This is a genomic window from Rhodococcus sp. 14-1411-2a (assembly GCF_002259485.1).
In the GTDB taxonomy this organism is placed as follows: domain Bacteria; phylum Actinomycetota; class Actinomycetes; order Mycobacteriales; family Mycobacteriaceae; genus Rhodococcoides.
Genome location: NZ_NPGA01000005.1, coordinates 53843 through 72862 on the forward strand (window position 1 = coordinate 53843; position 19020 = coordinate 72862).

17 protein-coding genes are annotated in these 19020 nt (G+C 63.9%); 9 read left to right on the forward strand and 8 right to left on the reverse strand.

Translation table 11 applies throughout. The annotated features are described in order from the left end of the window. The first annotated feature begins 26 nt into the window (after window positions 1-26). A complete protein-coding gene (locus CH291_RS27060) occupies window positions 27-353 on the forward strand; it encodes a LuxR C-terminal-related transcriptional regulator (protein ID WP_231893953.1) in 327 nt (108 codons plus the stop codon). A gap of 81 nt (window positions 354-434) precedes the next feature. Here CH291_RS27060 and mftD (CH291_RS01230) read toward each other — a convergent pair whose 3' ends face one another. Genes mftD (CH291_RS01230) through mftA form a run of 5 tightly spaced genes read right to left on the reverse strand, consistent with a single transcriptional unit; the run spans window position 435 to window position 4473 of the window. After that, a complete protein-coding gene (mftD, locus tag CH291_RS01230) occupies window positions 435-1622 on the reverse strand; it encodes a pre-mycofactocin synthase MftD (RefSeq protein WP_094686577.1) in 1188 nt (395 codons plus the stop codon). Beyond that, window positions 1619-2797 (reverse strand): pre-mycofactocin synthase MftD, encoded by a 1179-nt coding sequence (gene mftD / locus CH291_RS01235; RefSeq protein WP_068051503.1) that lies wholly within the window; start codon window positions 2795-2797, stop codon window positions 1619-1621. Before mftD (CH291_RS01235) ends, mftD (CH291_RS01230) begins: the two co-directional genes overlap by 4 nt. Next, window positions 2797-4029: a mycofactocin radical SAM maturase gene (gene mftC / locus CH291_RS01240; protein WP_094686516.1), complete on the reverse strand. Its 1233-nt coding sequence runs from the start codon at window positions 4027-4029 to the stop codon at window positions 2797-2799. The genes mftD (CH291_RS01235) and mftC overlap by 1 nt, the downstream gene beginning before the upstream one ends. A gap of 34 nt (window positions 4030-4063) precedes the next feature. After that, window positions 4064-4357 carry a mycofactocin biosynthesis chaperone MftB gene (mftB, locus tag CH291_RS01245; RefSeq protein ID WP_068051521.1) on the reverse strand — a complete coding sequence of 98 codons (294 nt, stop codon included), beginning with the start codon at window positions 4355-4357 and terminating at the stop codon, window positions 4064-4066. Between the two features lie 2 nt (window positions 4358-4359). Beyond that, entirely contained in the window at window positions 4360-4473 is a 114-nt protein-coding gene (gene mftA / locus CH291_RS01250; protein WP_094639111.1) for a mycofactocin precursor MftA, read from the reverse strand. Window positions 4474-4578: 105 nt separating this feature from the next. Between mftA and mftR the strand changes: the two genes are divergently transcribed. Next, a complete protein-coding gene (gene mftR / locus CH291_RS01255; RefSeq protein WP_094686517.1) occupies window positions 4579-5232 on the forward strand; it encodes a mycofactocin system transcriptional regulator in 654 nt (217 codons plus the stop codon). 85 nt (window positions 5233-5317) lie between these two features. Here mftR and CH291_RS01260 read toward each other — a convergent pair whose 3' ends face one another. Next, window positions 5318-6064 (reverse strand): FadR/GntR family transcriptional regulator, encoded by a 747-nt coding sequence (locus CH291_RS01260; protein ID WP_068051527.1) that lies wholly within the window; start codon window positions 6062-6064, stop codon window positions 5318-5320. Between the two features lie 117 nt (window positions 6065-6181). On the opposite strand from CH291_RS01260, the gene CH291_RS01265 reads away from it, so the two are divergent. From CH291_RS01265 to CH291_RS01280, 4 genes are read left to right on the forward strand one after another with little or no spacing between them, the layout of a single operon-like run. Further along, window positions 6182-7858, forward strand: coding sequence for an AMP-binding protein (locus CH291_RS01265; protein WP_094686518.1), 1677 nt, complete (start codon window positions 6182-6184; stop codon window positions 7856-7858). A 45-nt stretch (window positions 7859-7903) separates the two neighbouring features. Continuing rightward, the gene (locus CH291_RS01270; RefSeq protein ID WP_231893954.1) at window positions 7904-8650 is read left to right on the forward strand and encodes an enoyl-CoA hydratase-related protein; all 747 of its coding nucleotides are present in this window, start codon (window positions 7904-7906) and stop codon (window positions 8648-8650) included. Next, window positions 8647-9861: an acyl-CoA dehydrogenase family protein gene (locus tag CH291_RS01275; protein WP_094669171.1), complete on the forward strand. Its 1215-nt coding sequence runs from the start codon at window positions 8647-8649 to the stop codon at window positions 9859-9861. Before CH291_RS01270 ends, CH291_RS01275 begins: the two co-directional genes overlap by 4 nt. After that, window positions 9858-10919: an acyl-CoA dehydrogenase family protein gene (locus tag CH291_RS01280; RefSeq protein WP_094686520.1), complete on the forward strand. Its 1062-nt coding sequence runs from the start codon at window positions 9858-9860 to the stop codon at window positions 10917-10919. Before CH291_RS01275 ends, CH291_RS01280 begins: the two co-directional genes overlap by 4 nt. 5 nt (window positions 10920-10924) lie before the next feature. Here the strand turns inward: CH291_RS01280 and CH291_RS01285 are convergent, their stop codons facing one another. Then, entirely contained in the window at window positions 10925-14311 is a 3387-nt protein-coding gene (locus tag CH291_RS01285; protein WP_094686521.1) for a pyruvate carboxylase, read from the reverse strand. A gap of 211 nt (window positions 14312-14522) precedes the next feature. Here CH291_RS01285 and CH291_RS01290 point away from each other — a divergent pair, with 211 nt between their 5' ends. Genes CH291_RS01290 through CH291_RS01300 form a run of 3 tightly spaced genes read left to right on the forward strand, consistent with a single transcriptional unit; the run spans window position 14523 to window position 17955 of the window. Beyond that, the gene (locus tag CH291_RS01290; RefSeq protein WP_094639104.1) at window positions 14523-16262 is read left to right on the forward strand and encodes a PEP-utilizing enzyme; all 1740 of its coding nucleotides are present in this window, start codon (window positions 14523-14525) and stop codon (window positions 16260-16262) included. Beyond that, window positions 16259-17197 carry a TIGR03619 family F420-dependent LLM class oxidoreductase gene (locus CH291_RS01295; protein WP_094639103.1) on the forward strand — a complete coding sequence of 313 codons (939 nt, stop codon included), beginning with the start codon at window positions 16259-16261 and terminating at the stop codon, window positions 17195-17197. The genes CH291_RS01290 and CH291_RS01295 overlap by 4 nt, the downstream gene beginning before the upstream one ends. Then, window positions 17194-17955, forward strand: coding sequence for an SDR family NAD(P)-dependent oxidoreductase (locus tag CH291_RS01300; protein WP_231893955.1), 762 nt, complete (start codon window positions 17194-17196; stop codon window positions 17953-17955). The genes CH291_RS01295 and CH291_RS01300 overlap by 4 nt, the downstream gene beginning before the upstream one ends. 9 nt (window positions 17956-17964) lie before the next feature. On the opposite strand, the gene CH291_RS01305 is transcribed toward CH291_RS01300, so the two are convergent. Beyond that, window positions 17965-19011: a zinc-dependent alcohol dehydrogenase gene (locus tag CH291_RS01305; protein ID WP_094639102.1), complete on the reverse strand. Its 1047-nt coding sequence runs from the start codon at window positions 19009-19011 to the stop codon at window positions 17965-17967. Window positions 19012-19020: the final 9 nt, after the last annotated feature.

Sequence of the window (19020 nt, forward strand, 5' to 3'; positions counted from 1 at the left end):
GTGGACACTCCAGGGGGGAAATTCTCGTGCTCGAACAAACGCTGGCATCGGCAGTGCATCACCCGTTCCGGAGGCCGGCACAGCGGGGACCCGGTGCAGTCCCGACACCGCTCGAAGCTCGCCACCGCAAGCCTGCGTTGAGCGCCCGCGAGATCGAGGTCATGCTCGCCTGGTTCGCCTCCGACTCGAAAACGGTCGCAGCTCGGTCCGTCTACATCTCGGTGGGCACGATCAACACCCACATCACCCGCATCCGGCAGAAATACGCGGCGGTGGGACGCAACGCGCCGACGAAGGCCGCCCTGTTCGCTCGCGCACTACAGGACGGCCACACTCACCTGTCCGAATGGTGACTGTCGATTCGCCTTTCCATGGCGGCCGGCCGCGTCGAATCGGCTCCTCGGTTCTGGATCCCGGACTCCGATCGGCGTCGGTTATCCCAGACCGGGGAGCTGATTCGACGGCGTGAAGTCAGGCGGCACGAGGACATCCGACGGTGACAGTTCGTGGACCGACGCGTGGCCGAGACCGAGGACCGCAGAGTCCAGGCCGCCGCGCAGGATGTCGAGCACGTTCTCCACGCCGGCCTGACCATCAGCCGCTAGACCCCACAGGTATGCGCGTCCGATCAGCACTGCCCGCGCACCGAGCGCGAGTGCCTTCGCCACGTCACTTCCCCGACGCACACCACCGTCGAGGGTGATCTCGACCTGATCGTCCACCGCCTCGGCGATGGACGGCAGCACCCGGATCGACGCCGGGGAACCGTCGAGATTGTTACCACCGTGATTGGACACCGAAACCGCGGTGACGCCTGCGTCCACGGCCCGCAGTGCGTCGTCGACTCGCGAGATACCCTTGAGCATGAACGGCCCGTCCCACTGCTCGCGCAACCACGCGATGTCATCCCACGTGGGCAGCGGGGTCGCCTTCCACTCTCGATACGCAGCGAAGAACGTCGGCGCACGCCCACCGGGCGGCGCGAGGTTCGGAGCAGTCAGATCAGGGAATACGCCCGACCGCGCCCACTGCGTCAGCCACCGTGGCCGACACAGCGCTTGCGGCGCGAACCGGATCATCGCCCTCGGATCGAGGCGTTCGGGAATCACCGGGCTACCCCAGTCACGGCCCTCCGAGAACGACCAGTCCATTGTCAGAATCAGCCCGACCGCGCCTGCATCACGTGCACGCTGAAGCATGTGCTGCAACAACTCTCGTGAACCGGCCCAGTGCAGCTGAAAGAACGTCTGCGGGTTCGCGGCCACGACCTCTTCGATCGGTTTGCTCGCGAACAACGACAACCCCATCGAAATCCCCCGCGCCGCAGCAGCTCTGGCGACGGCGACCTCACCGTCCGGGTGTAACGCCTGCACACCCGTCGGGGAGATCATCGCCGGGAACGCCAGCGGTTGCCCCATCAGTGTCGTCGACAACTCTCGGGTGTCCGACAATCCTGCCACGTGTGGGGCGAACCCGAGTTGGGCGAACGCGGCGGTGTTGTCCGCCGCGGTCAGACCACGTTCGGAACCTGCTACCAGCGCCGAGTACACCGACGTCGGGAGGCGCTTCCGTGCTCGCCGCTGCGCTTCGGCAACGGTCTCGAACCACACGCTGGTGCTCAGACGCCGAGCTTCCGGTCGAACCCGGGCGGCATCACCACATCCGACGGCGAGAGATCGTGTACCGAGGTGTGTCCGAGCCCGAGGACGGCGGAATCGACTCCGCCGCGCAGAATGTCGAGGACGTTCTCCACGCCTGCCTGACCGCCGGCCGACAGACCCCACAGGTACGCCCGGCCGATGAGCACCGCACGCGCACCGAGTGCGAGTGCTTTCACCACGTCGCTGCCCCGTCGGATTCCGCCGTCGAGGGTGATCTCGATCTGATCGCCCACGGCTTCGGCGATCGCAGGCAACGCCCGGATCGGAGCCGGGGTGCCGTCGAGATTGTTGCCGCCGTGATTGGAGACGGAAATAGCGGTCACGCCCGCGTCGACGGCTCGTTTGGCGTCGTCGACCCGCATCACTCCCTTGAGCATGAACGGCCCACCCCATTGCTCACGCAGCCACGCCACGTCCTCCCACGTCGGCAACGGGGTGCCCATCCATTCGCCGTACGCTCCGAAGAACGTCGGCGCAGGACCACCGGTGGGTGGCGTCAGATTCGGCGTCGTCAGGTCGGGAATCTTGCCGGTCTTGGCGAACTCCCACAACCACTTCGGTCGCATGATGCCCTCGGGAGCGAATTGCACCATTGCCTTGAGGTCCATCTTCTCCGGAATCGACGGGCTGCCCCAATCGCGGCCGTTGGAGAACGACCAGTCCAGGGTCATGATCAATCCGACGGCTCCCGCGGCGCGTGCCCGCTCCATCCGCTGCAGCAGGATCTCGCGCGAGCCCACCCAGTACATCTGGAAGAACGTCTGCGGATTCGCCGCAGCGACCTCCTCGACGGACTTGCTGGCGAACGAGGACAATCCGATCGCAATGCCCCGCGCTGCAGCAGCTCTCGCGACGGCGACCTCACCGTCGGGATGCACCGCCTGGACACCCGTCGGGGAGATCATCACCGGGAACGACAGGGGTTGCCCCATCACCGTCGTCGACAAGTCCCGCTTGTCGGACAGACCGGCAACGTGCGGGGCGAACCCCAGTTCGCCGAATGCTGCCATGTTGTCGTCGATCGTCAACCCGCGTTCGGACCCCGCCACGAGTGCGGCGTACACGGACTTCGGTAGACGTTTCTTCGCTCGTCGCTGCGCTTCGGCAACGGTCTCGAACCACGCACTCTTGGCCATCAGTGGTCCTGTTCCATTCCTGCGAGCGGGTTCTCGTCGCAGATCTTCGCCGGGGGACGCATCATCAGCGTCAGCGGCACCGACTTTCGTGGGGTCTTGCGCTGCCCGGTACGGGAATGATCGACGCTGGACTTGGGGATCTCCCCCGCCGCCGCCAACGCCATTTCGCCGTTACCGATGACGCATTCGGGATCAGGACCGTCCATGGGCAGGCCCGTGAAGAATTTCGCCGCCATGCAGCCACCGCGGCACGCATCGAAATGAGCACACTTGGTGCACGCACCCGAGGTCTGCGGAGACCTCAACTCCTGGAACAATTCCGAAGTCTGCCAGACGGTTTGGAACCCGCCCATGCCGTCTTTGGCGTCTCGCACGATGTTGCCGGCGAGGAAGTTCTCGTGGATGGCGAACGGGCATGCGTACACGTCGCCGATCGGGTCGATCAGACACACCACACGCCCGGCACCGCACAGGTTGAGTCCGGGCAGAGCATCACCGAACGCCGACAGGTGGAAGAACGAATCACCGGTCAACACTCCCTCACCGTTCGCGACGAGCCAGTTGTAGAGCTCTCGCTGCTGCCCCGCCGTCGGATGCAGATCGTCCCAGACATCCGCGCCACGTCCCGACGGCCGAAGCCGCGTGATGCGCAGTGTTGCAGCGTATTTGTCGGCCAAGGCCTTGAAGTCGTCGAGCTGAGAAACGTTGTGCCGGGTGACGACCACCGAGATCTTCGCGTCCCGGAAGCCCGCCTCTTTCAGATTCTCCAACGCACGGCAGGCCATGTCGAACGAGCCCGGCCCGCGGACCGCGTCGTTGACCTCTGCCGTCGCGCCGTCGATGGAGATCTGCACATCCACGTAATCCGACGCAGCCAAACGCGCCGCGACCTTCTTGTCGATCTTGACCCCGTTGGTGGAGAACTTCACCCCCACCTGATGCGCAGTCGCATAGTCGACGAGCTCCCAGAAGTCCGACCGCACCGTCGGCTCACCGCCACCGATGTTGACGTAGAACACCTGCATCTTCTGCAGCTCGTCGATGATCGACTTGCACTGCTCGGTACTGAGTTCGCGCGGGTCACGGCGACCCGACGAGGACAGGCAGTGCACGCAGGAAAGGTTGCAGGCGTACGTCAACTCCCACGTCAGACAGATGGGGGCGTCGAGTCCGAGTTCGAATTGATCGACCAGTTTTCCTACCGGAGCTGGTCTTTCGAGGGTGGAGGTCATGGGCGGAAGTCCTCTTCTGCGATAGGTCAGGGCTTTACGGGCGAGTGATCATGTTCGAGCGGGCCAGCGTCGCGAGTGCCGTGACGTACGGTGCCGACTGCGACTCGGTGATTCCCGCAGCCGCGATCGCCGACCGCATATCCGGGTGGTCGGGCAGCGATTCGATGATCGCCACGATCGTGCGGTTCTTCAGGAACGAGAGCTTGCGAGTTCCGAAGTGGTAGAGCAGCGCCCCGAACGACTCCGGCCGCAACGCCACCTGCGGATGCAGAATCCACCGCACATCCAGGTCCAACTCGTCGAGGTCCTCGCGCACCGCAGTGGTCATGATCAGTACACGCCGCACATGCCGTCGATGGATACTTCCTCGACCAACGACTCTTCGACCAGATCGGATTCGACGACTGCCGTATCGACTACAGCGTTCTCGTTGTTCTTCGACATCGGAAACCTCCTGAGGTTGTTCGGACCACAATCGGAGTCGACAGTGGCTTGGGTCACCAACATAATGACACTGAGTGCAGAAAACCAGAGAATGGAAAGAAGAAAATGGTCAGGAGCGCAAAACCGTCCAGTCAGCCAGGTAGGCGCCCGTCCACAACGCGAGGCGAACTGAGCGATCTCGGAATCGAACTGTTCGCCGCCAAGGGATTCGAGGAGACCAGCGTCGACGACATAGCCGATGCTGCGGGCATCGCGAGGCGCACGTTCTTTCGCTACTTCCCGTCCAAGAACGCAGTTCCCTGGGGCGATTTCGACGCTCAACTCACGGCATTGAGGACGCATCTGAACGACCTGCCCGGCAGTGTCGGACTCGCGGACGGACTGCACTCGGCCCTGTTGCAGTTCAACACATTTCCCGAGGAAGAAGCCGCCGTACACCGTCAGCGCATGGCACTGATCCTGGGAAATCCAGCACTGCAGAGCTACTCGATGGTGATGTACGAGGGCTGGCGTCAGGTCATCGCCGAATACGTGGCAGCACGGACGAACTCCGACCCCGGCGACCATCTTCCGCGCACTGTCGGATGGATGCTCTTGGGGGTGGCGATCTCGGCGTACGAGCATTGGCTGATCGACGAGAACAACAGCCTTCCCGAGCTTCTGACGGCAGGAGCGTCGGTTCTCTTCACCGGCGTCGGTCCACTCCGAGCGTCCAGCGGCACTGTCGAAAGCCGACTGGACGGAGAGCACATCGAGTGAGCACTGGAAACCGAGCACTGCGCCGACTCACACCGTCAGCTCGATGGAGTCAGCGACGAGATCCGCTCCGACACCACCTCGAGATCTACATCTGCCACCGAACCGGACGGGAAATGATGGCCCGCAGGCGGCGGCGGTAGTACTTCGCCGATTCGCCGACGAACGCGCTCATCGTGGCCGCAGCAGCGTCGGGATCGCGCAAGCTCAGCGCGTCGAGAACGTCCTGCTGCATCTCGATAGCCGCAAGCCGCGTCGCGAGAGGATGCTCGTTCGGTTCGGCGTCACGTACCAACAACCAGAGAGTTTCCATCAGGATGTTCAGGACCGGATTTCCGGCCGCGTCGTACACCCCCCGCTGAAACTCTGCATTGTTCTCCTGGAAATTTCCGTAATCACCAGGGTCCTCACGCATTCGGTCGAGAGCACTCTGCATGTGCTGTATCTGCTCGTCGCTCACATTCGTCGCGGCCTCGCGAGCGATGATGGGCTCGAGCATCAGACGGGCATCTATGACATCGCTGATGTTGGCCCCGTCCAACTGCAGGAACAGCTTCATGGTGTTGCCGAGCGATTCGAGCCTCGGTCGCTTGACCACAGGGCCGCCGCCGATCCCCGACTTGATGGTGACCAGATCACGGCTTTCGAGCAACCGCAGCGCTTCACGGACCGTGGTCCGAGCAACACCGTGCTCGGCCATCATGTCTTTTTCCGTGGGCAACCGCTCCCCCTCCACGACGCCCCCGTCGAGGATCCGGTCCGCGATGATGTTGGCGATCCTCGCGGAGACCTTGGGCGACCGCACCCGCGGAGCGGTGCTCTCCTCAGCTGTCATGTCTATGACCTGACATCGTTGTTCTCGGTGTGATGCGGGCTAACTCTATACATAGTTTGATAGCTTAGTTACTGTAGTGATTGTCAGAAAACTGAGGGACTAGGGCAGGAGCCGACCATGTTGCCGACTCGGCCGCCGGACATCGACCTCGCCCGGACGTATCGCGAACGCGGGCTGTGGAGAGATCTTCCGATCGGGCATTACCTCTCGCGTGCCGCTCGCCTCTACCCCGACGCCACTGCAGTGGTGGACGGCGACCGGCGCGCGACATTCGCCGACATCGACCGTGACGCGACTCGTCTGGCGGCTGCCTTGCACGCCAGAGGAATCACCTCCGACGATGTGATCGCATTCCAACTCCCCAACTGCACCGAGGCAATCGTCGTATTCCATGCCGCGATGAAGCTCGGAGCCATCGCCAATCCGATCGTGCCGATCTACCGGTTTCGTGAGCTGCGATTCATCTTCGGTCAGTCGCGGGCGCGGATCGCCTTCGTACCCGCGGAGTTGCACGGGGTCGACGTCACCGACATGTACAGCGATCTCTCCGCCGAACTACCGGACCTCGAATCGATTGTCACCGTTGGCGATTACGTGGACGACCGACCTGGCACGAGGTGGACCGACCTGATCGGCGAGGTCACGGACTCGATGGTCGCCGACCTCGATGCTGCGACTTCTCCGTCGCCCGACGACGTCTGCTTGTTGCTCTACACGTCGGGGACGACCGCAGACCCCAAAGGCGTACTGCACAGCCACAACACGCTGGTCTACGAAAACCTTTCGATGGCGCGGTGGTTCGGACTGAACGAAACCGACGTCGTCTTCAATCCGTCTCCGGTCACGCACATCACCGGAGTCAACTGCGCTCTGGTTCTCCCGTTCGTAGTGGGCGCAACCGTGGTGTTGCAGGCCGACTGGGATCCGGTGACGGCGTTGCAGCGAGTGATCGACGAACGGTGCAGCTTCATGATCTTCTCGACGCCGTTCCTTCGAGGCTTGCTCGATGCCGCCGAGGCGACCGACTCGTCGACCCCGTCGATCCGGTACATAGTCTGCGGTGGAGCCGACATCCCCGATGCTCTGACCGCGGCGGCCACCACCCGCCTCGGCACCGTCGTTCGGATGTACGGGGCCACCGAGGGGCCGTCGGTCACCACAGCGGACCGGTGGGACCCGCCTGCCCTGCGGATGAAATCCGACGGTCGCCCCATCGAGTCGACCGAGGTGATGGTGACCGATGCCGACGGTGGACTCGCGCAGACCGGCGATGTCGGCGAGATTCTATGGCGTGGACCGGACACCTTTCTCGGCTACCTCGATGCCTCTCTCAATACGGCGGCGTTCACCGAGGACGGATTTTTCCGTACCGGTGATCTCGGCCGCTTCGACGCCAACGGTGCCCTCCATGTGGTGGGGCGAATCAAGGACATCATCAACCGGTCGGGTGAAAAAGTCAGCGCCTACGACGTGGAGAACGAGCTCGGCGCACACCCCGACGTGCTCGAGATTGCCGTGGTGGCAGGTCCCGATCCTGTGACGGGAGAACGTGGTTGCGCATTCGTCGTCACCCGCGAGCACCGAGACCTGAGTCTCAAGGAGGTGCGTGAGTTCCTCGTGCACCGCCGAATCGCCATGCAGAAAATTCCGGAAAGCCTGTTCATCGTAGATTCGCTGCCCAAGACGGCAAGCGGAAAAATTCAGAAGTTCGCGCTGCGCAACTGGACGCAGAACCGCGTCACGGTGCCGCCGCAGATGGCTGCGATGACCTTTGCCGCAGCACACGAAAGATAGGACATCCCAATGCCTCTCCATCCTGATGGAATCGAACATCTCACGGTGACCGAGCCGGAACCCGGCATCGCAGTGGTCGAATTGGCCCGCGGCAAGGTCAACGCCATCGACACGCAGATGTACGGGGAGATCGCTACGGTCTTCGAGGCACTGTCGGACAACCAGGATATTCGCGCTGTGGTGCTGACCGGTCGTGGCCGAATATTCTGCGCCGGAAACGATCTCGGAAGCTTTCGGGTCATGGATTCGATCGGCGGAGAGATCGAGATGCGGGAAGCGCGCCGAGCGATTTTCGGAGTGCTGGACTGCGCACTCCCGGTGATCGCGGCCGTCAACGGCCCCTGCCTCGGAAGCGGATTCGGATTGACCTCGGTCTGCGATCTGGTGGTCGCGTCGGAGCGAGCGACCTTCGGCCTGCCGGAAATGGGGGTCGGTGTGCTCGGCGGCGGCCGGTTCACGGCCCGAATGCTGCCGCAGCAAGCCATGCGGCGGATGTTCTTCACCGCCGAAGCTGTCGACGCCGAAACCCTGCGCAGGTGGGGCGCACCGATCGAGGTCGTCCCACATGACGACTGTCCGGCCACGGCCATGACACGTGCGCGATCCATTGCGTCGAAGAGCCGCTACGCACTCACCCTGGCGAAGAAGTCGCTCAACGGCTGCGAGGACCTCGATCTCAAGCGCGGATACGAGCTGGAACAGACGTTCACACTGCGCCTGTCCGAACACCCGGACTCGAAGTCTGCAGTCGAGGCACGTATTGCCGAGATGGCAGGAGGCAAGAAGGCATGACGCCGGATGATCGCGGTATCGACGTTCGGGCCTTCACCGAGAAGGCCGAGGCATGGCTCGAAGAAAACCTGGCGCGGCGAAGCAACGAATCGACCGATTCGAATTACGCCATCTTCCACGATCGCAGCCACGTCGAGGAGCAGCAGCTCATCGACGCAGCCAAACGCTGGCAGGGGGTGCGCGTCGACGCCGGCTTCGGAGCCATCACGTGGGCTCCGGAATGGGGCGGTCCGGGGTTGACCGCAAGCCACGAGCGCGCATTCGTCGGGCTCGAGCGAGACTTCGCAGCGCCGGACCGGCACGAAAGCGTCCTTGTCACTGTCGAACTGGTGGCCCCGACAATTCATGCCCTGGGCACGGACGAGCAGAAGCAGCAGTTCGTCACGTCCTTTCTGCGGGCCGAACAACTGTGTTGTCAGCTGTTCTCGGAGCCCGGAGCCGGTTCCGACCTCGCCGGATTGTCCACCAAGGCAACGAAAACCGAGGGTGGCTGGCGGGTGAACGGCCAGAAAGTGTGGAGCTCGGGAGCCCAGTTCTCGGAATGGGGTCTACTCATCGCCCGCACCGATACGACAGTCCCGAAACACCGCGGTATGACGGCATTCATGGTGCCGATGCACACCCCGGGTGTCGATATCAGGCCGATCCGCCAGATGTCCGGTGGCTCGACCTTCAACGAAGTGTTCTTCTCCGATGTCGAATTGCCGGACTCGCTGCGCCTCGGAGCCGAGGGGGACGGCTGGACTGTCGCGCTCACGACGCTCGGCTTCGAGCGAAGTTCGAGCGCAGGAATTGTCAGCGCCGGGGGAAACAGTGCCGACTTGGTCCGGCTGGCAAAGACTTTGGGCATAACCGACGACCCACTGGTTCGCCAGCAGCTCGCCGACGCGGCGATCTACGAGCGAGCCGCGGCGTTGCTGGTAGCCCGGTACGCCGAGCGAGAGTTGGCCGGGGCGGTCCCGGGCGTGGAGGGTTCCATCGGCAAGCTGGTCTGGACTCAGAACCTCAAGCGAATCGGCGACGCCGCGGCGTCGTTCCTCGGGCCGAGCATCCTGGCCGACACCGGGGTGCCCGACACCTTCGCCTGGACCGAGCATCTTCTCGGCGCACCCGGCTACCGAATTGCCGGGGGCTCGGACGAGATTCAGCGCAACATCATCGGCGAACGCGGACTCGGCTTGCCGCGTGAACCACGGGAAGGCCTCGTATGAGACTCGAACTGTCGGAAGAACAGCAGGACCTGGGCAGTAGCCTGCGCGCGTCCTTGTCCAGAACTGCCGCAGGACGGGATGTATGGCCTGCGCTTCTGGAGATGGGCTTGACCGAGATTCCGTTCCCCGAACACGTCGGCGGTGCGGGCTTCACGCTGAAGGACACTGTTGTCGTGATGTCCGAACTCGGTCGATCTCTCGGAAGTGCTCCGTACTTCTCGTCGGTGATCTTGGCCGGGCTCACTCTGCTGCATGCCGGTTCCGATGCTGCCTGCGCGCAGTACCTCCCGCCGATCGCCGATGGCTCCGCCACTGCAGCGCTCGTGACGGGATTCCCCTTCGGCACGTCGCTCGTCACCGCGCGCGTACAGGATTCCGACACCGTCGTTCTCGACGGTGCCCAGGAGTCCGTCGTCGACGGCTCCGATGCCGATGTGTTGCTCGTGGTCGCGAACGGATCGGACGGACCTCACCTCGCTGCGATCGACGCACACGCAGAGGGAGTTATCCGAACTCGCCGAGAAACATTGGATTTCACCCGAGGGCTTGCTCGCGTCGAATTCTCCGGTGCCCTCGCGCACCGAATCACCGGCACAGACCTGTCGGCCGGTCTCGACACAGCGCAAGCAGTGGCGATCACGGCACTTGCCGCCGAGCAAGTGGGCGCGGCGCGGGCCTGCCTGGAGATGTCGGTGGACTATGCGAAGACCCGGCGACAATTCGGCCGGGCCATCGGGTCGTTCCAAGCGATCAAGCATCGTCTGACCGACATGTCGATCGCGATCGAACTGGCCGAGGCCGCTGTGCTCGACGCCGCGGGAGCCGACACGCGACGCGGCCCGGAGTTCTCCGTCGCTGCGGCCACCGCGCGAGTGCTCGCTTCGCGGGCCGCTACGTTCGCCGCCGAGGAGTCAATCCAGATCCACGGGGGCATCGGCTTCACGTGGGAACACCCATTGCACAGGTACTTTCGTCGGGCCAAGACCAGCGAGCTCCTGTTCGGAAGCACCACCCTGCACGTGGAGGCCGTTGCGGCCGCCCTCGTGCAGGGTCCCTGAGGGCCCTAGGCCCCTACCACCAACAACAGGTCACCGCCCTCGACCGGTGCCCCGCCGCCGATCAGCACTCGGGTGACAACGCCTGCGGTGGTCGCGGTGATCGTCGCTTCCATCTTCATCGCTTCGATGGATCCGACCGACTCCCCCTTGTCCACGGTGTCACCCTCTTTCACCGACAGCGTCACCACGCCGCTGAAAGGTGCGGACAGATGAGCAGGATCGGTGCGGTCTGCCTTCTCGGCGGACCGTGAGGCGCTCTCGATGCTCCGATCACGCACACGCACCGGCCGCAGTTGACCGTTGAGGACGCACAACACATTTCGACTTCCCGAGGGGTCGGGATCGGAGATCGCCTCCAATCCGATGAGCAATTCCACCCCCGGTTCGAGCACGACTCGATGTTCTTCGCCCTGTCGCAACCCGTAGAAATACTGATTGGTCGACAGCTGCGACGTATCGCCGTAGCTGTCGCGGTGTCGCTCGAACTCAGCAGCTGGCCCCGGGAACAGCAACCTGTTCAACGTCTCTTGCCGCTCGCGTCCCGACGTTGCCAGAGCCGCTCGATCCGCGGCACCGACCGAAACCTGCGGGGAGGCCTCTGCCCTCCCCTTCAGCGCCCGACTCCGCAGCGGTTCGGGCCAACCTCCGGCCGGCGTGCCGAGATCACCACGGAAGAAGTCGACGACCGATCCTGGAATGTCGTAGCTCGACGGGTCGGCAGCGAATTCCGCTGCGGTGGCATCTGCACCGACCAGAGCCATCGCCAGGTCCCCCACGACCTTCGAGGACGGTGTGACCTTGGTGATCCGGCCCAGAATGCGGTCTGCACCTTCGTACGCCTCCTCGATGTCCTCGAAGCGCTCCGCAAGTCCCAATGCGGCCGCCTGCTGCCTGAGATTGGAGAGTTGGCCACCCGGGATCTCGTGCGTGTACACCCGTCCCGTCGGTGCCCGCAGTCCGGATTCGAAGGGCGCATACGCCGATCGCACTGCAGCCCAGTACGGTTCGAGGTCGCATACCGAGCCGAGATCGAGGCCGGTTGCGCGATCGGTGTGTTCGGTTGCGGCCACGATGGCCGACAGTGCCGGCTGGCTCGTCGTGCCGGCGAGCGCCGCGCTTGCGCCGTCCACAGCGTCTACTCCCGCTTGCCACGCGGCGTAATAGGTAGCCAACTGGCCGCCCGGTGTGTCGTGGGTGTGCAGGTGCACGGGGAGGTCGAACCGTGACCGCAAGGCGGTGACCAAGGTGGCTGCCGCAGCCGGACGCAGCAGGCCGGCCATGTCCTTGACGGCCAGAACATGAGCTCCCGCCTCGACGATCTCCTCGGCCAACCGGAGATAGTAGTCGAGGGTGTAGAGGCTCTCGCCCGGATCGGCCAGGTCACCGGTGTAGGACATTGCCACCTCCGCCACCGCGACACCGGTATCACGCACCGCATCGATCGCGGGCCTCATCTGATCGACATTGTTCAGAGCATCGAAGATTCGGAAGATGTCGATACCGGTCTCGGCCGCCTCCGCCACGAAAGCATGCGTCACGCTGTCCGGATAAGCCGTGTATCCCACGGTGTTCCGGCCGCGCAGCAGCATCTGCAGACAGATGTTGGGCATCGCGGATCGCAACAGCGCGAGCCGTTCCCACGGATTCTCGTGCAGGAAGCGCAGCGCGACATCGTACGTTGCACCACCCCACGCCTCCACCGACAACAGCTGCGGTGTCAGTCGCGCGACGTGGGGTGCCACGGCCACCAGATCACGGGTGCGTATCCGCGTGGCCAGCAGCGATTGATGAGCGTCCCGAAACGTCGTATCGGTCACTGCAAGAGCGGAGGCCGAGCGAAGATCGGCTGCGAAGCCGGCCGGGCCGAGTGCACGGAGCCGATCGCGGGAGCCTGCAGGCGGGGCTGTGTGAGCGTCGATGGGAGGAAGCTTGTCGACGGGGTACACCGGCGACGGACGTTCCCCGTGCGGGCAGTTGACGGTCACGTCTGCGAGATACCGAAGAATACGAGAGCCGCGGTCTGCAGAGACGTTCTGCGTCAACAGAAGTGGATGGCCCTCGATGAAGTTCGTGTCGACGTTCCATGCGAGAAAGTCCGGATCTTCCAGGACCGCTTGCAGAAACGAAATGTTGGTCGCGACTCCTCGCACCCGGAACTCGGTGACCGCGCGCCGGGAGCGAGCACAGGCCGTCGCGAAATCTGCTGCTCTGCAGATGATCTTGACGAGCATCGAGTCGAAGTGAGGGCTGATCTCCGATCCGACTCCGACGCTGCCGTCCAATCGCACACCCGATCCTCCCGGTGTGCGGTAGGCGGTGATCTCACCGGTGTCGGGACGGAATCCGTCGGTTGGATCCTCCGTGGTGATCCGGCATTGAATCGCCGACCCCCGGATTTCTATGTCGTCCTGGCTCAGACCCAGATCGGCCAGGGTGTCTCCGAATGCGATCCGCAGTTGCGACGTCACCAGGTCCACGTCGGTGATCTCCTCGGTGACGGTGTGCTCCACCTGGATTCTGGGATTCATCTCGATGAAGACGTAGTTTCCGTGCGGATCGAGCAGAAACTCGACAGTGCCGGCGCAGGTGTAGCCGATGTGTCGAGCGAAGGCCACCGCATCGGCACACATCTGTTGCCGGAGTTCGGGATCGAGACCGGGTGCGGGCGCCACTTCGACGACCTTCTGGTGACGTCGCTGCAGTGAGCAGTCCCGCTCGAACAGATGGATGATTTCCCCACTCGAATCGCCGAGGATTTGCACCTCGATATGCCGGGGATCGATGACCGCCTGTTCGAGGAACACGGTCCCGTCACCGAATGCGGCTTTCGCTTCACGCGAGGCTGCCTCGATCGCGTCTCGGAGTTGCTCCGGCGCAGGCACTCTGCGCATTCCACGTCCACCGCCACCGGCGACCGCTTTGACGAACAGGGGGAAAGTCATGGCCCGGGCCGCGTCGATCAGCACGTCCGGCTCGTCGGACGGAGGCGACGAAGCCAAGACCGGCAACCCGGCCGCTTTCGCTGCGGCGATCGCCCGGGACTTGTCACCGGTGAGCTCGAGGACCTCGACCGATGGACCGACGAAGGTGATGCCGGCATCCTTGCACGCCGTTGCCAATGCCGGGTTCTCCGAAAGGAATCCGTATCCGGGATACACCGCGTCGGCTCCCGACTCACGTACCGCAGCCATGACAGCGTCGACCGAAAGGTAAGCGCCGACCGGGTTTCCCGGGTCACCGATCTGGTACGCCTCGAAGGCCTTGGCGCGATGAGCGGAGTTTCGATCCTCGAAAGGATAGACCGCAACCGTCGAGGCGCCGAGTTCGACGGCGGCACGGAAAGCACGGACAGCAATCTCTCCGCGATTGGCGACGAGGACTTTTTCGAACATGGAGTTCCTCTCCAAGACCAGGGATGTGATCCGAGTCTCGCACAAGACAGTGACCATTACTACACTTCATATAAAGTTACTGTGGAGATTTTCGCCGTCGTCACATGCGTACGACTTGCCGGAAAATATCTCTGTACATGTTTCTTTTGCTCCACAGTTTCTATAGTGTGACTTGAAATACAGTCCGGCATCAACGGCAGAGGAGCACTCAGTGAGCGTCGAGAACGATCGCGACAGCTGGATCACCGACTGGGAGTTCAGCGAGCGGTACCCGGTGTACACCCGAGCCAACGCCGGGGAAGTACTTCCCGACCCGTCGAGTCCCCTGAATGTGACCCTTGTCTGGAACAAGGGCCTCAACATCGGCTGGCGCGAAGGATATGTGGAACACCTCGGCACTCACCTGGCCTCCGAGATCGACGAGACCATGCCACAGATCATCGGCAACTTCGGCGGCTACCACTACACCAACTTCTCGATGACCGAGCTGAACGGAGCCCGCCTGCCGGGCTTGACCGTTCCGGTCTGGAACAGCCTGTGGGTCGGCGATCACCCCGACATCCCGGAATACGTCGAACAGCCCTGGCACCAGAACGACCGACTCACTGCAGGATTGGCCGACAAGACCGCGTGGGCACTGACCACCGACACCTTTCCCGAGGCAGAGGAGGCGAAGCGTCGCGCGGACGACGCCCGCGCCGCGCGCCCCGACATTGCTGCACTGACTGATCGCGAACTGGTCGACCACGCGCGATCCTTCGTTCCGGACCTCGTTTTCTGCTACGCCTACCACCCCGTGACCACCACACTCTCGACCATGGGGCCGGCCGTAGCCGGAGCCCTTCTCGATGCGATCGGTGAGGCCGACAAGCTCGGCGACCTCCTCAGCGGGCTGGGCGGAGTCGACTCGGCAGAACCGTCGTACGCCCTGTGGAACATGGGTCGGTCGGTGGCGAAGTCCGCGGAACTGACCTCCCTGTTCGACTCCGGTCTCGCCACCCTCCTCGAGGCCGTCGACGCCAGTGACTCCCCCGATGCGAAGCAGTTCCGCCAGGACTTCGACGACTTTCTGTACAAGTTCGGATCGCGCGCCCCGAACGAGTGGGACATCCGTTCCGACAGTTGGGAATCGAAGCCGGTGCTCGCTTTGCTCGCCATCAACGGCATGCGCCTGAGTCCCGACGAATCCGACCCCGAGGTCATCAGAGGGCGCAACGAGAACAAGCGCATCGCACTCACCGCGGAGCTCGCCGCCAAGATGCCCGACGACACAACTCGTCAGAGTTTCCTCGACGCCGCCAAATCCATCACCAAGTTCATGCCCTGGCGGGAGCGGACCAAGACGGCCTGCGTCAAGGTCATGGGCGAGATGCGCACGGCCCTCTACGAATTGGGCCATCGTATGGTCGATCGCGGCATCATGGGCGACCATCACGACGTCACCATGTTGCTCGACGACGAACTCGACGCGTTCGTCGCCGATCCCGAAACTTTCAAGAGCACCATCGCGGAGCGGCGCGAGCAGTACCTCGCGCTCTTCGACCTGGAGCCCCCCTTCTTCTTGTTCGAGCCACTCCCGCTCTCGCAGTGGCCCAGAAGGACCGAGAACAAGGCGCAGGTCGCAGCTCCCGGCGATTCGATGACCGGAGTCGGTGGTGCACCGGGGGTCAGTCGTGGACGAGCACGCATCCTTCATGATCCCTACGAGGTCGGTGACCTCGCCGAGGGAGACATCATCGTCGCTCCGCAGACGGACCCGGCCTGGACTCCGCTCTTCGTGTTTGCCGGCGGCGTCGTCGTCAACGTCGGTGCCACCATCACTCACTCGTCGATCGTGTGCCGTGAACTGGGCATCCCATGCGCGGTCTCGGTGCAGGACGCCACCCTGAGAATTCCCGACGGTGCAATGATCGAGGTCGACGGAAACACGGGAACGGTGACCGTACTGTGAGTCTCGCAATCGGGTTGTCCCTTCCTCAGCTCGGCGAACACGTCGATGCCGGGGCCGTCCGCGCCTTCGCCACCTCGGCCGAGGAACTGGGCTTCTCGAGCCTGTGGGTTCAGGAGCACCTGTTCTATCCCGAGCAGAACGAATCGATCTACGGCGGGCGACACACCACCAGTGTGCATCCGGCGTATCGCTCGGTACTCGGTGCCACCGAACTGATGGCGTTCACCGCGGCCTGCACTCGGACTGTCACCATCGGCAGCAGCATTCTGGTGGCCGGCTACCATCGTCCGGTCGAATTGGCGCAACGCTTGTCGACTCTGGACCTGCTGTCGGGCGGACGACTCGTGGCAGGACTCGGGGCCGGCTGGTCCGATGAAGAACATGCTCAGATGGACGTCGATCCGCGCACCCGTGGCCGTCGGATGGGCGAATTGGTGCGGGCCGTGCAGGCCTGTTGGGGACCCGACCCGGTGGAATTCGAAGGCGAGTTCTTCACCATCCCCCGGTCCATCGTGCGCCCCAAACCGGTGCAACAGCCACACCCACCGCTGCTTTCTGGTCTTCGTTCGGCAACCGGATTGAAGCGCACCGCAGCACTGTTCGACATCTGGAATCCCAGTAGCGGCAGCCCGGAAGCTCTGCTCGAACAACTCGAGACGATGCGCGGCCTGCGTCCGGAAGGTGCACACCCGGTGCGATTGTTCCTACGTTCCTACCTGCAGCGTCCGACGGACGCCGTCGGATCCGGAGGCCAAGGCATCGACGGGGTAAGAGGCGACATCCGCACTGCCCTGGCGGCAGGCGCAGAACACCTGATCGTCGAGCCCAACTTCTGGGACGCGATGCGTTCGCCGAACGATTGGGTCGACGCACCGGCACAGTTGGCAGTCCTGCTCGACGACGTCGAGGAACTGTCGACGGCGAGCGCATCGTGAACACCGTCGCTGTGGTCACAGGTGCAGGTTCGGGTATCGGCCGTGCGACCGCTGAGATCATCCTCGAAAACGGCGGCTCGGTCGTTGCATTCGACACCACCGCGGAATCCTTGGATTGGTTGTCCGGCAACGACAATGCGGTGCCGTTCGTCGGCGACGTCACCCGACAGGACGACAACCGCGCAGCGGTGCGTCACGCGGAGACCTCGTTCGGACACCTCGACGCGCTGGTGCTCAATGCCGGTGTTCCAGCTTCCGGATCCATCGAAACCCTCGACATGGAGGTCTTCGACCGCTCGATCGAGGTCAACCTTCGCGCCGTCGTACTCGGTGTGCGCGAATCGATTCCCGCGTTCCGGCGCACAGGCCGCGGTTCGATCGTGATCACCGCGTCCGCAACCGCGCTCGGTGGCGAGCCGAACCGCTGGCCGTACGCCGCGGCCAAAGCCGGCGCTGTGAACCTCGCGCGGTCCTTCGCCCTCGACCTGGCGAACGACCGAATCCGCGTCAACGCCGTCTGCCCAGGGCCCATCAGCACCGGCATGACCCGACGCATCGAGGACAACACCCCCGACCGCTACGAAGCGCTCAAAACGATGATCCCCCTACACCGTTGGGGCACCGCTCGGGAGGTGGGCGAGGTCATCGCATTCCTGGCCTCGCCGCTGGCGTCGTTCGTCACCGGTGTCGCGATTCCGGTCGACGGCGGGGCCACCTGCGGGAGCGGTCAGACAGTGCCGGTGCCGGCTCCCGCCTGACCCACCGCGTCAACGGCTCGGGTCCACCAGCACCTTGGCGTGCCGACTCGTCCCGGAATCGAGTTCGGCGAACATCCCGACCAATTCACCGAGCCCGATCGTGCCTGTGTGCAAGGACTTCAGGTCGATTCGACCTTCGGCAACCAGCGTCATCGCACCGATGAAGTCCTCGTGCGAGTACGCCAGCGAGCCGATCACCGTGAGCTCCCTCGACTGCCAATCGCCGTAGCTGACCGAGGAATCGGTGCCCGGATACCCGAGCAACGCCAGGGTCCCGCCGCGTCTGACGAGCTCGGCGGAGGGCTGCATCAACGCGGCGACTCCGGTGCACTCGAACAGGACATCCGCGCCGAGACCACCGGTGACCTCACCGAGCAGCGCTGCGAGATCCGCCGGTTCCACCACGTCTGCGAAGCCCAGATCCGTTGCTGCCGCTCGACGTGCGGCCGACGGCTCGCTGACGAGAATGCGGCCTGCTCCGGCGGTACGTGCGTGTTGCGCGGTCAGTAGACCGATAGGACCCGCACCCTGAACGACCACCGTGGACCCCAGCGTGATCGCGGCACGTTTGACGGCATGGAACGTCACGGTCGCCGGCTCCATCAACGCGGCCTCCTCGTCGGACAATGCGTCGAGCACCGGAATCGCTCGGCGAGCCGACACCGTGAGGGTGGTGGCAAACCCGCCGTGCACGGGTGCGTCGTCGGTGATGCCGTTGGCTTCTGCAAAGGCCAGGTCGCAGTGAGCGGCGTGACCTGCCCGGCATTGGGCACACACACCGCACGCAGGCCCGACACCGGCCACCACGCGTTGACCCACCCGCAGGGTGGTCACGTTCTCACCGACGGCGCTGATCGTGCCTGTCCATTCATGTCCGAACACGGCCGGTGGCAGAGCAGCGGACGAGTATCCGTGTGTGTCGGTCGCACAGATACCGCAGTAGCGGATGTCGACGACAACAGCGTCGGGGGCAGGCGGCGATGCGGCTTCGATCGTCGTCTCCGCGGTTCCGGGTGCGACGACGTGGACGTACTTGCGCTCGACGGTGCCGGTCATGACAGTATG

What these genes read in the sequence shown, in the direction of transcription:
- mftD (WP_068051503.1), bottom strand. Translation starts at nt 2,797, where the DNA reads ATGGCCAAGAGTGCGTGGTTCGAGACCGTTGCCGAAGCGCAGCGACGA.
- mftC (WP_094686516.1), bottom strand. Translation starts at nt 4,029, where the DNA reads ATGACCTCCACCCTCGAAAGACCAGCTCCGGTAGGAAAACTGGTCGAT.
- mftB (WP_068051521.1), bottom strand. Translation starts at nt 4,357, where the DNA reads ATGACCACTGCGGTGCGCGAGGACCTCGACGAGTTGGACCTGGATGTG.
- mftA (WP_094639111.1), bottom strand. Translation starts at nt 4,473, where the DNA reads ATGTCGAAGAACAACGAGAACGCTGTAGTCGATACGGCAGTCGTCGAA.
- mftR (WP_094686517.1), top strand. Translation starts at nt 4,579, where the DNA reads ATGGTCAGGAGCGCAAAACCGTCCAGTCAGCCAGGTAGGCGCCCGTCC.
- CH291_RS01260 (WP_068051527.1), bottom strand. Translation starts at nt 6,064, where the DNA reads ATGACAGCTGAGGAGAGCACCGCTCCGCGGGTGCGGTCGCCCAAGGTC.
- CH291_RS01265 (WP_094686518.1), top strand. Translation starts at nt 6,182, where the DNA reads ATGTTGCCGACTCGGCCGCCGGACATCGACCTCGCCCGGACGTATCGC.
- CH291_RS01275 (WP_094669171.1), top strand. Translation starts at nt 8,647, where the DNA reads ATGACGCCGGATGATCGCGGTATCGACGTTCGGGCCTTCACCGAGAAG.
- CH291_RS01280 (WP_094686520.1), top strand. Translation starts at nt 9,858, where the DNA reads ATGAGACTCGAACTGTCGGAAGAACAGCAGGACCTGGGCAGTAGCCTG.
- CH291_RS01285 (WP_094686521.1), bottom strand. Translation starts at nt 14,311, where the DNA reads ATGTTCGAAAAAGTCCTCGTCGCCAATCGCGGAGAGATTGCTGTCCGT.
- CH291_RS01305 (WP_094639102.1), bottom strand. Translation starts at nt 19,011, where the DNA reads ATGACCGGCACCGTCGAGCGCAAGTACGTCCACGTCGTCGCACCCGGA.